Origin of the sequence: Haloferax gibbonsii ATCC 33959 (genome assembly GCF_000336775.1) — an archaeon.
Taxonomy (GTDB): domain Archaea; phylum Halobacteriota; class Halobacteria; order Halobacteriales; family Haloferacaceae; genus Haloferax; species Haloferax gibbonsii.
Genome location: NZ_AOLJ01000015.1, coordinates 100,265 through 113,409 on the forward strand (window position 1 = coordinate 100,265; position 13,145 = coordinate 113,409).

General features: G+C 68.4%; 13 protein-coding genes. 6 read left to right on the forward strand and 7 right to left on the reverse strand.

Annotation, left to right across the window (positions count from 1 at the left end):
• Positions 1–97 precede the first annotated feature (97 nt).
• Together C454_RS10150 and C454_RS10155 are read right to left on the reverse strand one after the other, a co-directional pair.
• On the reverse strand, positions 98–1,561 hold the full coding sequence (locus C454_RS10150) for a replication factor C large subunit (protein WP_004975215.1): 1,464 nt from the start codon (positions 1,559–1,561) through the stop codon (positions 98–100).
• A gap of 65 nt (positions 1,562–1,626) precedes the next feature.
• Complete coding sequence (locus tag C454_RS10155) at positions 1,627–2,019, reverse strand: hypothetical protein (RefSeq protein ID WP_004975218.1); 393 nt, start codon at positions 2,017–2,019, stop codon at positions 1,627–1,629.
• 198 nt (positions 2,020–2,217) lie between these two features.
• Between C454_RS10155 and C454_RS10160 the strand changes: the two genes are divergently transcribed.
• Together C454_RS10160 and C454_RS10165 are read left to right on the forward strand one after the other, a co-directional pair.
• Positions 2,218–2,856, forward strand: coding sequence for a GNAT family N-acetyltransferase (locus tag C454_RS10160; protein WP_004975219.1), 639 nt, complete (start codon positions 2,218–2,220; stop codon positions 2,854–2,856).
• Positions 2,853–3,500 (forward strand): GNAT family N-acetyltransferase, encoded by a 648-nt coding sequence (locus C454_RS10165; RefSeq protein ID WP_004975221.1) that lies wholly within the window; start codon positions 2,853–2,855, stop codon positions 3,498–3,500. Before C454_RS10160 ends, C454_RS10165 begins: the two co-directional genes overlap by 4 nt.
• Positions 3,501–3,507: 7 nt before the next feature.
• Here the strand turns inward: C454_RS10165 and C454_RS10170 are convergent, their stop codons facing one another.
• The gene (locus tag C454_RS10170) at positions 3,508–4,683 is read right to left on the reverse strand and encodes a metal-dependent hydrolase family protein (protein ID WP_049905081.1); all 1,176 of its coding nucleotides are present in this window, start codon (positions 4,681–4,683) and stop codon (positions 3,508–3,510) included.
• 171 nt (positions 4,684–4,854) lie between these two features.
• Between C454_RS10170 and C454_RS10175 the strand changes: the two genes are divergently transcribed.
• Positions 4,855–5,436 (forward strand): hypothetical protein, encoded by a 582-nt coding sequence (locus tag C454_RS10175; protein ID WP_004975225.1) that lies wholly within the window; start codon positions 4,855–4,857, stop codon positions 5,434–5,436.
• Positions 5,437–5,490: 54 nt separating this feature from the next.
• Here the strand turns inward: C454_RS10175 and C454_RS10180 are convergent, their stop codons facing one another.
• Entirely contained in the window at positions 5,491–6,069 is a 579-nt protein-coding gene (locus C454_RS10180) for a GNAT family N-acetyltransferase (RefSeq protein ID WP_004975227.1), read from the reverse strand.
• A 78-nt stretch (positions 6,070–6,147) separates the two neighbouring features.
• Positions 6,148–6,798 (reverse strand): metal-dependent hydrolase, encoded by a 651-nt coding sequence (locus C454_RS10185; RefSeq protein ID WP_004975228.1) that lies wholly within the window; start codon positions 6,796–6,798, stop codon positions 6,148–6,150.
• A gap of 140 nt (positions 6,799–6,938) precedes the next feature.
• On the opposite strand from C454_RS10185, the gene C454_RS10190 reads away from it, so the two are divergent.
• On the forward strand, positions 6,939–7,646 hold the full coding sequence (locus C454_RS10190; RefSeq protein WP_004975230.1) for a helix-turn-helix domain-containing protein: 708 nt from the start codon (positions 6,939–6,941) through the stop codon (positions 7,644–7,646).
• Between the two features lie 109 nt (positions 7,647–7,755).
• Positions 7,756–8,058: a DUF5789 family protein gene (locus tag C454_RS10195; RefSeq protein WP_004975234.1), complete on the forward strand. Its 303-nt coding sequence runs from the start codon at positions 7,756–7,758 to the stop codon at positions 8,056–8,058.
• Positions 8,059–8,078: 20 nt separating this feature from the next.
• On the opposite strand, the gene hmgB is transcribed toward C454_RS10195, so the two are convergent.
• The gene (hmgB, locus tag C454_RS10200; protein WP_004975237.1) at positions 8,079–9,416 is read right to left on the reverse strand and encodes a hydroxymethylglutaryl-CoA synthase; all 1,338 of its coding nucleotides are present in this window, start codon (positions 9,414–9,416) and stop codon (positions 8,079–8,081) included.
• Between the two features lie 79 nt (positions 9,417–9,495).
• Positions 9,496–11,391, reverse strand: a complete 1,896-nt coding sequence (locus C454_RS10205) for a type IV pilin (protein WP_004975240.1) — start codon at positions 11,389–11,391, stop codon at positions 9,496–9,498.
• Between the two features lie 77 nt (positions 11,392–11,468).
• Between C454_RS10205 and C454_RS10210 the strand changes: the two genes are divergently transcribed.
• Complete coding sequence (locus C454_RS10210; protein WP_004975251.1) at positions 11,469–13,100, forward strand: hypothetical protein; 1,632 nt, start codon at positions 11,469–11,471, stop codon at positions 13,098–13,100.
• Positions 13,101–13,145 lie beyond the last annotated feature (45 nt).

Genomic DNA, 13,145 nt, shown 5'->3' on the forward strand with positions numbered 1-13,145 from the left:
TCGGGCGGCCCCAAAAAGCTCCGCGTGGCGTCAATCTCGGGCGGCGGGAAGCGGTGGAAACGCGGCGGAATCGCGCGGGGACGCAGCGAACAGTCCCTCAGAAGAAGTCGTCGAGGCCGGACTGCCCGTCGTCGGTCGAGGCGTCGGACTCGTCGCTCTCGGTCGACTCGTCGGCGTCGGCGTCCCGGTCGAGCACGTCGTCGGAGCCGCCACCATCGCCGTCGGCGGCCGCGGCGTCGCCCTCGATGGCCACATCCTCCATCCCGGCGAACGCGCCGCCGGCGTGTGCCTCGACCAGTTCCTCGCGGAGTTCGCCGGCGTCCTCGACGATGGACTGGACCTTGTTCGTCGTCTCGCCGCTCCCGGTGACGAAAGAGACGTGGGACTCGTCGAACTCGTAGTAGGCGGCCATGGCGACGGTCAGCTCGCGGGGCTTGCAGTGGTGGGTGATAGCCGAGAGGTACGGGAGGACCTCGCGGCGGGCGGTCGCCATGCTGAAGCCGCCCTGTTCCGCGATTTTTCGGACGACCGTGTCGCGGGTCTTGTCGCGGGTCGAGCGGTAGGGCGCGCCGCCGTAACGCGTCCACCCGCCGCGGGTCCGGTCGCGGGAGGCCGCGACGCCGGCGGCGAGGTTGTCGGTCGCGTAGCGCCAGTAGGAGTAGTTCTGCGTGGCGCGCACGCGGCCGAGCCAGCGGTCGGCGTTGGCGAGGAAGTCGTAGGCGCGGGCGAGTTCGTCGGGTTCGTAGACGAGCGAGACCTTGTCCTCGACCCACTTCGTGAGGTCGTCGGGCGTCTCGTCCACGTCGTAGGCGGTGTAGAGCGCCTCCTGTGCGGACTTTTCTTTGAGGACGGCGTCGAGGAACTCGAACAGGCCGACGGAGCGGTCGCGGTCGCCCATGACCACGTCCTCCTCGGTGATTTCCTCGCGGCCCTCGGCGATGGCCTGCAGGTCGTTGACGGCCGACCGCAGGTCGCCGCTGTTCATCTCGGCGATGCGGTCGAGGGCGTCGGACTCGAACGCCAGCCCCTCCTTGCGGCAGATGTCGCGGAGGACGGGGACGATAGAGCGGGCGGACACGTCGCGGAACTCGATTTCCTGACAGGCGTTCCGAAGCCCGCGGCTCATGTCGTAGAACTCGTTTGCGATGAGGACGATGGGCTGGCTCGACGACTTGACGAGCCGGGTGACGGCGCTGGCCCCGCCGCGGTCGTAGTTGCCGTGGATGTTGTCGGCCTCGTCGAGGATGACCAACTGCCGGGTGGACGTGCCCGCGGAGGAACCGGCGAGCGTCGCGTTCTTGGCGGCGCGGCCGGCGAAGCGTTCGATGACGTCGCCGGTCCGCTGGTCCGACGCGTTCAGCTCGACCGTCTCCCAGCCCATGTCGGCGGCGAGCGCGTGGGCCGCGGAGGTCTTTCCGATGCCCGGGCTCCCGTGGACGACGACGGCCTCCCGGTGGTCGTCCCACGTCTTGGCCCACTCCGCGAGGGCGTCGCGGGCCTTGTTGTTGCCGCGGACCTCGGAGAGCGTCGATGGGCGGTACTTCTCCGTCCAGTCTACCATTACCGGAAGGAGGACCGAGGCGCGTTTAGTGGTTGCGGAGCGCCGCGCACTGGGCGGACGCGGACTCACCACGCCGCCCGCCGCGCCCGGTTCCGGGCGTCGACGAGCGACCACCCGAGCGCCGCGAGCGTGGTGAGACAGACGACGAACAGCGCCACGACGACGCCGACTCGTCCGACACCGGCGTAGTAGCCGGCGCTGTCGATGACGCCGGCGAACAGCAGACCGAAGGCGACGAGGCTGAGCGGCCGCGCCCACAGCTGGCTCCGAACGAGTCCGACGCCCGTCGCCAGAAGCGACACGCCGGTCAGGCCGCCCAACACGAGCGACGCGAACAGCGCGAACGGGTCGGTCCGCGGCTCCATGACGGGTCCGCGCTCGACGGTCAACACCCAGATAGCGAGCGTCACGGCTCCCATGACGAGCGCGTAGCCGCCGACCGTTCGCTCCCAGTCCATAGCGACTCCCTTCTGTCAGACGCGCTCCGGCCACAAATACGCATCTCCGCGTTCTCGCGCGGGAGAACGTGTGTGCGACCGGAACGTGTTCGAATCCGACTGCTCTGTCGGCCGCGGCCGCTCGCCGGACACTGTCCCGTGCCGACACGTGTCAATGTTCAGAAAACTTATTAGCGCCCTCCGAGTGGACTCCGTTCCATGTTTCCCGACGAAATCGTGACCCCGCGGCTCAGGCTCCGCGCCCTGTCGCGGGAGGTCGTCGACCCGTTGGACGCGTACGAACACTTCGCCGCCTCGCGGTCGGACACCATCGAAGAGGAGACCGAGTTCGTCACGTGGGGCCCCCACGAGACGCCCAAGGAGACGCTGGACTTCCTCGAACAGGCCGGAGAGGGCCACGAGTCCGCCGAAAACGCTATCTACGCCGTCTTCCCGCGCGACGGCGAGGACGGCGCGGGCGAGTTCGCGGGCACCGCCGGCTTCAACCCCGAGTGGGACAAGCGCCGGGCCGTCTTCGGCATGTGGCTCCGAAAGGAGTTCTGGGGCCGCGGCTACTCGGGCGAGCGCGCGGCCGCGTTCTTCGCCGCCGTCTTCGACGTGCTCGACCTCGAGGTCGCGCTCGCGTACGCCATGCCCGAAAACGAGGCGTCGTGTCGAGCCATCGAGAGGTACACCGACCGTTTCGGCGGGCAGGAAGACGGGCTGTTCCCCAACGAAACCGTCGACGCCGACGGGACGCCGCGCGACGTTCGCGGCTGGTCCGTGACCCGCGAACAGTGGGAAGACGCGACGGGCGGCGACTACGACGCCGAGTTCCGCTGGGAGGGTCGCGAGTGAGCGAGCTCTTTCCCGAAGTCGTCGAGACGCCGCGGCTCCGACTGGTCGCCCGCCGCCCGAAGCACGTCGGCGTCCACGAGGCCTACGACCTGTGTTCGGCCCCCGAGATGGACGACGTGACCCGGTACATGCCGTGGTCGCGCCACGAGACGCCGAAGGTGACGAAGGACTTTCTCGACCGCGGGGAGTCGAGTTGGACCGACGCGGAGAGCGCCGACTACGCGATTATCCCGCGCGAGGGCGAGGAAGGTGCGGGCGAGATTGCGGGGTTCGGCGGCCTCCACACCGAGTGGGACCGCCGCGTGGGCGAACTCGGCCTGTGGCTCCGGCCGCGTCACTGGGGCCGCGGTTACTCGGGCGAGCGCGCCGCGGCGCTGGCGGCGCTCGCGTTCGACGCCTTCGACCTCGACGTCGTCTCGGTGTCGCACGTCGCGGACAACGAAAAGTCCCAGCGCGCCATCGAGAAGTACACGGCGGCGCTCGGCGGCGGCCTCGACGGCCGCGAGCGAAACAGCATCGTCATCGACGGCGACCCGGCCGACGAACTCCGCTACAGCGTCTCCCGCGAGGACTGGCTCGACGCGACGGGCGGCGACTACGACGCCGAGTTCCGCTGGGACGTCGACCCCGACGACGTTCGCTGACCCCGACTTATTCTCCGCCGGCGACCGCGCCGGCGACGACGCGGCCGCCCTTCAGGACCGCCGCCGGATCGTTCAGCACCGTCAGGTCCGACAGCGGGTCGTCGTCGAAGACGAGCAGGTCGGCGTACGCGCCGGGTTCGACGACGCCGCAGTCGTCCAGCCCGACCGCGTCGGCGGCCGTCTCGGTCATCGCCCGGATGGCGTCCAGCGGCTCCATCGCGTGTTGCGCCATGAACTGGACCTCGGAGGCGTTGCCGCCGTGGAAGTTGAACGGCGTGCCCGCGTCGGTGCCGCCCGCGATGCGGACGCCGGCCTCGGCGGCCAGTTTGAACGACTCGATGTGACGCTCGTAGACGGTCTCAGTCTTCGCCACGTCCTCCTTCGTCGCCGCCTCGGTGTTGCGGACGATGTGGTACGGCGCGGAGAGCGTCGGCACGAGCGTCGCGTCGCGCTCCAAGAACAGGTCGATGGCCTCGTCGTCGAGGAACGTCCCGTGTTCGACCGTGTCGACGCCGGCCCGGATGGCCGCTTTCACGCCCTCCCCGCCGTGGGCGTGGGTCGCGGTGTGGACACCCCGCCGGTGGGCCTCGTCCACGAGCGCGTGGAGCTCCTCCTCGGTGAACGCCACCGCGCCGGGGTCGCTGCCGGGCGTCGTCACCCCGCCAGTCGTCATGAACTTGATGAAGTCGGCACCCAGTTTCACCTGCTCTCTGACGGCCTTTCGCGCCTCAGTCGCCCCGTCTATCTCGCGGCCCATGTGGTGGCCGTGGCCGCCGGTAATCGTTATCGACCGGCAGTTGGCGACCGTCCGCGGACCGGGCACGTCCCCGGCGTCGATGGCGCGTTTCAGCGCCACGTCGATGTCTCGCGCGCCCATCACGCGAGCGCCCGTGACGCCCGCTTCGAGCGTCTTCCGAGCGTTTCGCGCCTCGACCAGCGTGAGTTCGGCGTCGGACATGCCGACCACGTCCTCGACGCTCCGCTCGCCCGACAAGGAGAAGTGGACGTGCGCGTCCACCAGTCCGGGGGTGACCGTCTTCCCGGCGAGGTCGACGACTCGCTCGTCCCCGCGGGGGTCGAGGTCGCCGACGGCCTCGATTCGCCCCGTCTCGGCGTCGGTTCGAACGTCCGCCTCGTCGATGACGCGGTCGCCGCGAATCACCCGTGGGCCCCGAAGTAACATGCCCGTCGCTATCGCACGGCGAGACTTGAACGTGACCCTCCGGTATTCGATGGCCGTCGGGCGGTCGCTGGACGCGTCGCCGCCATCACGTATCGGCATCGCGTACCGCGAGAGGCCCTCTCACGGCGGCCACGAGACATTTACGGGAGAACGACAATCGCTTCCGACACGATGTCAACGACACCTGAATCGACCCGCGGTTCCACACCATCGACGCTTCGGTCGGTCGGCAGCGGCGGCGTCGCCGGTCTCGGGGCGGCCCTCTTCGGCTACCTCGTGACCTACCTCCTCACCTCCTCGACCATCGAGAACTCGACGGCCAGCCAGGTGCTCGAAGCCCTCGGCTCCGACATCTCGACGTGGAAGGTCGTCGGCTGGGTGTTCATGAGCGCCCACGGCGTGACCACGACGTTCCCCGGGCTGTTCGGGACGACCTCCTCCGCGAACCTCATCGAGAGCGTCGAGGCGTTCTCGCCGGTGCTCTACGTCGCGCCCGTGGTCGCGCTCCTCGCGGCGGGCGCGCTCGCGGCCGTCGTCAGCGGCGCGTCCTCGACGCGGGCGGGCGCGCTGGCCGGCGCGGGAACCACCGTCGGCTACCTCGTCTTCGCGCTCGCGGGCATCGCGCTTTTCACCGTCACCGTCGGCGACGCGGCCGTCAGCCCCGACCCGGTCACGTCCGCGCTCCTCGCGGGCGTCGCGTACCCCGCGGTTCTCGGCACCGTCGGCGGCCTCGCGGCCACGGCGCTCCGGTAGTCGCGCCTGTCCGAGCGCTCGAATCTCCGTTCTCCGCTCCTCGCGTTCTTCGACTCAGAGGTCGCGAGCGACGAGTTCGCCCCAGTGGTCGAAGCCGTAGCGGTCGTAGAACGCCCGCGCCCGGTCGTTCGCCTCGTCCACGTCGAGGACGATTCGGTCCAACGGGAGGTCCTGCGAGCGCGCGTGGTCCAGTACGGCCTCCATGAGTTCGTCGGCGACGCCCGTGCCGCGGTAGTCGGCGTCGAGGAACAGCTCGTTGAGGACGGCGGCGTCCCAGATGAACGTCATCTCCTCGGGGAGCGCGAAGGCGTAGCCCACGAGAGTCGCGTCGTCGCCGCGGTCGTCGTCGCCGTCATCGCCGTCGCTCTCGACGCCGCCATCACCGTCCCCACCACCCGACACCGCCTCCGCGACGACGACGCACCCGGGGTCGTCGCTCGCGCAGCGCTCGACCCACGAGAGGTAGCGCTCGCGGTAGTCGTCGGTGAGCTTCGCCTCGTAGGTGGTGAGCTTGTCGTCGCCGCCGGTTCCCTCGCCGATGCCGAGTTCGAACCCGCGTTTCAGTTCCCAGAACGCGGCCGCGTCGCCCGGTTCGTAGGGTCGCACCTCGACGCCGTCGGGTGTCTCGCTCATGGACGCGGATGCGTCGCCATCGGTTATGAACGCTCGGAGTCGCGAGCCGCGGCCGCTCCCCCGTCCCGTTCCGACGACTCACTCCGTCCGCCCGCGCAGGCGCTCCGAGAGGAGCCGACCGCCGACCACGCCCGCACCGAGGACGATGAGCATCAACTCCGTCCCCGACGAGGCCAGCGGAGCGACCCGCTCGACGTTCTCGGGTTCCGCGCCCGGCGAGGGGTCGACGACGGTGCTGTAGTGGAGCGTCTCCGTCGTCGGCGGTGGCGACGCCGACGCCGGCCGTAGCTCGACGAACGTCTGGACGAACCCGCGCGTGCTCGACCACTCGGCGCGCCCGCTAATCGAGTAGAACGCGTCGTGCAGCGGGTAGAAGGCGTTGACGCCGTTTGTGAACAGGTCGGGGAAGATACCCCCACAGAGGAGCGCGGCGATGCCGACCCACGAGACCACGACGCCGCGAGCGCCCCACCGACCGCGAATCGCGGAGCGCTCGGGGTCACGAACCCGCGTGTCGTAGGCCACGACGGCGGCGAGGGCGAGCGGAAACAAGAGCGTGTGAAACAGCGCGCGGTGGCTGCCGGGCAGGAGCGTGCTGGTGAACGAGTCGAGGTCGGGGACCGCGGCGGCGGCGAGCGCGACGCCGACCGAGCGGGCGTCGAACCAGCGACCGAGGAGGGCGGCACCGACGAGTCCGCCGACCGCGACGTGGACGAGGGTCGATGGCATACCGCGTAGTGGTCGGGCGACGACCTTCAGGGTTCCCACGGGGTTCGTCAGGCGACGACTACCACTTTCGACACCCTTTTGCGGGACACTCACGCACGTTGTCCCATGACTCACTCCTCGGTCGGACCGAGGTGTTCGCGATGACCGCGGCACCGCGCGACGACCTCGCCCGCCGCATCGCGGGCGAGATTACCCTCTCGGACGACCCCGGCGCGACGCTCCGGAAGTGGCGGACCGACTTCGACATCTCCCAGACGGCGCTCGCCGAGCAGTTGGACGTGTCGTCGTCGGTCGTCTCCGACTACGAGAGCGGTCGCCGCGAGAGCCCCGGCATCGGCGTCATCCGCCGGATGGTCGAGGCGCTTCTCGACATCGACGAGGCCCGCGGCGGCAGTCGCATCCGGCAGTACGCCCGCGTCCTCTCGGCCGGCTTCGAGAGCGACATCGTCCAGGACCTCCGGGAGTACCCCACGTCGATTCCGCTGGACAGCTTCTACGACGCCATCGGCGCGACGCCCATCGTCGACGGCGACCAAGACCGCATCAGCGGCCACACCGTCATCAACAGCATCCAGGCCATCACGCGGCTCTCCTCGGAGGAGTTCTACCGGCTCTACGGCCAGTCGACGAGTCGGGCGCTCGTCTTCACCGGCGTCACCCGCGGCGAGTCGCCGCTCGTCGCCATGCGCGTCGTCACGCCGACGCCGAACGCCGTCGTCCTCCACGGCCTCTCGGAGGACGAACTCTGGGAGCACGCACCCGCGCTCGCCACTATCGACGGCTTCGCGCTCGCCGTGACCGACCGCGACCTAGACGAGATGCTCGAAGACCTGCGGAAGCTTCCCTGAGTCCGCCGTCGCAACTCGATTTTCCCGTTCTCTCCGATTCGATTCGAATTTCCAGAGTGTCCGTCCGAGGGCGAAAAAAGCCGAAGGGCGGCCGCGACGATGTCACTCCATGGATATTCGCGACCTCCAATCGCACCTCGAAACGGCGTTCGAATACCCCGTTGCGACCGACCGCGTACTCGAACGCGTCGGCGACATCGAAGTGACTGCGCCGAACGTCGACGACGCGGAGACCGTCGAGGCCATCCTCGACCCCCTCGGAGCCGAGACCTACGAATCGGCCGCCGACCTGTACAACACGATACTCGGAAGCGTGAGCGACGACTACATCGGCAGAAAGTTCTACGACGACCGGGGCGCGGACCCCGCTGACTCGTGGTCGATACTCCCCGAACAGGCGCGGTCGTTCTAACGGCCGGCGCTTCGTCTCCGCTACTCCACGTATTCGTAGCGGCGCTCGTTCATCCGACCCCAGCCCGTGAAGACGAACTCGGCTTCGGGTTGGGTGAACTCCTCGACCTCGATCTCCTTTTCGTGGTTGTGCACGTCGTGGATGAGCTCGTAGTCGTCGAAGGAGATCTCGGTTCGGGCCGCGAGCTGGTCGTCCACGTCCACGGCCTCGATTTCGTCGAGCCACGTCTCTTGGACCGTCTCGGCGTGAATCTCGGCCTGCGCGCCGGAGCCGTACGACCCGACGAGAAGCTGCTTGCCGGTCATGTCTTTCCCCTCGTCGGCGGCGGCGATGAGCGCCGACAGTCGGGCGATGTGGACCGAGCCGGTGTACCAGTTGCCGACGCGGCTGGAGATGTCGAGCGTCGGCTCGATGACGCGGCCGTACCAGTCGCGGTACTGTTCGGTCGTCTTCAGTTCGTCCATGTAGCCGCGGATGGCCTCCTCGTAGTCGTCCCACGTCTCGAAGTCCTCCTCGCGGGGCTGGCGGCCGATTTCGGCTTCGAGGTCGTCTTCGATGTCGGTGTCGCGGGTCATGTGACGGAACCCGAGGAGGGCCGCCTTCCGAACCATGCCGGGGAACGGCGTGTGGAACGGGATGTACTCGAAGAGGTCCGGGTGCGTGCGGCCCGCGACGCTCTCGTAGTCTTCGAGCGCCTCGCGCATGCGGGCGAGGTACACCTGCATGGAGCGCTTGCCGTCCACCGAGGGGAACTGCTGATTCGGCTTGAGGAAGTCGGTCTCGTCCATGCTGCCGTAGCCCTGCTCGGTCGAGAGTTCGACGAGGTCCGGGTCCTCGTCGATGAGCATCGCCACCGCGCCCGCGCCCTGCGTCGCCTCGCCGGGGTCGCCGCGCTCGTAGAGGGCGGTGTCGGTGGCGATGACGAGCGCCGCGCGCCCGCGGTTGCGTCCCGCCTTAATCCAGTTGTAGGCGTCGTCGAGGCTCTGGGTGCCGGCGATACAGGCGAACTTGCGCTCGCCCTTGTTCGCGTGGCGGAAGTCGCCGTCGTACACCTGTTCGAGACAGCCGGCGATGTACGTCGACACCGGCTTGGAGTTGTCGAACGCCGACTCGGTCGCCACGTCGATGCGGCCGATATCCGCGGGCGTGAGCCCCTTTCGGTCCATCAGTTGCTTGGCGGCGTTCGCACCCATCGTGACGATGTCCTCGTACACGTCCGGGAACGACGACGTGTGGAGACCGAGGCCCTTCGTGTACTTCTCCGGGTCTTCGCCCTTCACCGGCGCGAAGGTGTTGGGGAGGTCTAACACGAGTTTGCCCGTCCAAATCTCCATGGCGTCGATGCCGACGGAAGTCATGGTCGATGCTACAGAACCGAGGGATAAGGTTTTGTCGATGGTGAGTTACGTCGGTTGTCGAAGAATAGGCGACGAGCGGTCAGGCGTTCTTGTCGCCCGCGATATCCGAGAGGACGTATCGGTCGACCACGATACCGTCGTCGTCCACGACGCGGACCTCGATGTCGTAGGTGTTCCCGGTCCCGTAGGTTTCGGTGTATTCGAGGTTGTTCTCGCTCGTCGCGGCACTTCGGACGACTCCGCTGGCCTGCGGTTGCTGGCGGTTGCGGAAGTACACCTCAACTTCGGCGAACTCGCTCGTCCCGATAACGTCGTAGTCGACCCGGTAGCGAACTCGATTCCGGTTAGTCTGCGACTGATCCGACACAGACACCGAGTCGAGCGCGGGGCTTCCCGCGCGGGAGAGGCCGTCGTTTCCGGACGGGTCGGTCCAGTCCGCGTCGTCGGTCACGATGCGCTCGTCGACGACGACGCCGTCGGCGTCGAGCAACTGAAGCCGGATATGGTAGGTCATTCCAAAAGTCCCGCCGTTGTCCTCGGCGGCGAAGTCGTCGATGGTGTGCCGCGGGTCCGCGCTCTCGTAGATTCCCTCGGCGTACGACGCGTCCACGTTCGAAACCCACAGCCTGACGCCGCCGAACTCCGCCCGGTCGGTGACGTTGTACGAGGCCTCGTAGTCGGCCTGCGTCATGCTCAGGTCGTCGATGATGGTCCCCGCGAACGACGGGCTGGACGCCCGCGTCAGGTCGTCGTTGCCGGCGGGGTCGACGCCGTCGGCCACGTCCGAGATGACCCGGCGGTCGACGAGTACGCCGTCCTCGTCGAAGACGCGGATGACTGCCTCGTAGTCGTCGCCTTCGGTCCCGTCGTACGCCGAGTAGCCCGCGATGGTCCCGCGGGATGCGGTCCCGCTGAGTTCCGCGGTCGCCGAGGGCGCGTCGAGGTTGTCGAACTCGACGCGAATCTCCGAGAGGTTCGAGGCGTTCGTGACGTTGTAGTTCAGTTCGTACGCCGCACCCTCCTGCGTCAGGTCGATGAGCGCGGCACCGCGAATCTTCGGGTCGTTCGACTCGGGGAGTCCCGTGTTCGCGTCGGGGTTGTCGCCGTCGGCAACGTCCGAGATGGTCCGCGAGTCGAGCACGTTGCCGCCCGCGTCCAGCGCCGCCACCGTGATTCGGTAGCGGTCGCCGACGCCCGCGCCGATATCGTAGGTCGCGAAGCCGCGGGCGTTCGTCTCGGTGACCGTCTGGGTCGCCCACGACGAATCGAGGTTCTCGAAGGTCACGCGGACGCGGTCGAAGTCCGGACCCGCGGCCACGTCGTAGTCCACGCGGTAGCCGGCACCGCCGGAGTCGGTCGTCCGGTCTTCCACGTGCACCCCGTTGATAGCGGTCGATTCCGGGGGTGTCGAAGTGGTCGTGGCCGTGGTCGTCGTTGCGGTCGTCGAAGTTGTCGTCGCCGTGGACGTGGTGGTCGCTGGCGGACTCGTCGTCGTCGTCGGTCGCGGCGTCGGCGCGGGACCCGGGGTCTCCGTGACCGCGCCGAGCGTCCGCTCCGCGCGGTGGATGACGGTGTTACTCGGTTCGTGGACGACCAACACGAGGTACGGGTCGCTCCCGTCGAACCCGACAGGGGCGGCCGGCCGCCAGCTGTCTCCGGGGCCGAACAGCGACTCCGTCGTCGCCGCTCGCCCGTTGATGTCACCGTCAGTCCCGAGCGAGTACCGGGTCGTCGTGTCCTCGCTTCGGGTGATGACGGCCACGTCGCCGGCACGGAGGGTGTCGCCGGCGCGGTGCGCGAGCGTCAGGTTCGACTCGTCGACGGTCACGTCGAGTTCCACTAACGGAGCGTCGTCTCGGTAATCGTCGACAGCGGCGAGCGCGGCGACGCCCCCGACCGTGACGACCACCACGACGAGTCCTAACAGGAGGACCACCCCGACCGTCTCGCTCTGTGCGCGCGAAGCGACCTGCACGACTGAACGCAGGCGGGTGCGACATAAAAACGTACGCGGCAACAGACCTTTATCAGTCCGACCAGTTGACCACCCCAATGGAACTCCTCGACAGCGAACGGGGGCAGGCGGTTCAGGTCGGCGCTATTCTCCTGTTCGGCTTCCTCGTCATCGGCCTGTCGCTCTACCAGGCGACGGTCGTTCCCCAGCAGACGAAAGCGACGGAGTTCGGGGCCTATCTGGACGCCTCGGACGACCTCGTGTCGCTCCACAACGACGTGCTCGCGACCGCGACGAGGGGAGTGCAGTCGGGGGTCACGGTTCAAACGGGCGTCCAGTACCGCCCGCGCGTCGTCTTCATCAACCCCGGCCCGCCGACGGGGAGCCTCGCGCTCACGGACTCGCGGGACGTCACTATCGCCGGTGTCGACGCCGTCGACGGCGAGCCCGAGGCCGTCCGGACGCTCTGGGACGGCGGGGCCCGCACCTACGAGAGCAAGGTCCTACGCTACTCACCGAGCTACAACGAGTTCGATGGCACGCCAATTACCGTCTCCGGCGCGTCGGTCCAGCGCGAGGCCGGTGCGAACGTGGTCCCGCTCGGCGGACAGACGCTCGTCTCGGGGAACCGAATCACCGTCGTCTCCGTCGACGGACGAATCGGCCAGACGGCGGCCCGAACCCCGCTGACCGTCGCGCCCATCTCGTCGGCCGCGCGGACGGTGACCGTGACGAACGAGTCCGACGAGGACATCAGTCTAACTGTCCCGGTGGGGTCGAACGCGACGGCGTGGAGTCGGTCTCCGACCGCCGACCGGTTGCTGGAGAACGTCCGGGTGAAAGCCGTCTCCGACCTCGGCGACGGCGCGGACCCGACGAACAGCCTCGTCCGCGTCACCCTGAACGGCTCGTACACCTACGAACTCCGGCTCGCAAAGGTCGAGCTGTCGTCCTCGTCGGCCGCGTCGACGGTCGCCAGTCCCGACGGACAGTACCTCGTCCCGGTCACGACGGGAGCCTCCGCCGCGCCCGGCGAGTCGACCGGAGTCGTCGTCGAGGCTCGCGACGGCTACAACAACCCTGTCGAGGGCGAGCGTATCGACTTCACCGTTACCGAAGGCGACGCGTCACCGACGAGTCGGACCATCACAACGACCGACGATGGCCGCGCTGGGTTCGCGTTCGCGCCCGCCGGCGACGCGGATGGACCGATAACCGTCCGGGCGTCGGGCGACCTCGACGGCGACGGGACGGTCGAGGCGATCGAGCAGACGACCTACACCGTCCCGCTGGTCAACGGGAGCGGCGGTGGCGGCGGCACGGGCGCGGGAGACGACGGGTCGACGAGCGAAATTAACCCGCCGCAGGAGGACCAAGACGTCATCCTAACGGGGACGACCGCCACGAACGGAAACGACGCCGCTCGCATCTCCCTCAACAACACCGGAACGGAGCGCGTCGTGACGAGCTTCCGCGTCTCGTTTTACTACCCCGACCAGGGCGGTAACGGCGCCGAGACCGCGTCGTTCAACGGTTCGCCAGCTCAGAACGTGGGAGCTGATCAGTACACGCTTGGCCCGGACCGGGTCACACTCCCGTCGGACGCAACGACGGACATCACCATCGACTTCGCGGCGAACAAGAACCTCGACACACGTGGCGACTTCTTCATCCTCACCGTCCAGTTCGACGACGGCGAGTTCGCGACGTACTTCGTCGCGGTCCCGTAGCCGGGGCTCGCCGTCGGAAAACGGTCGGAGCGGGTCCGGGAGATT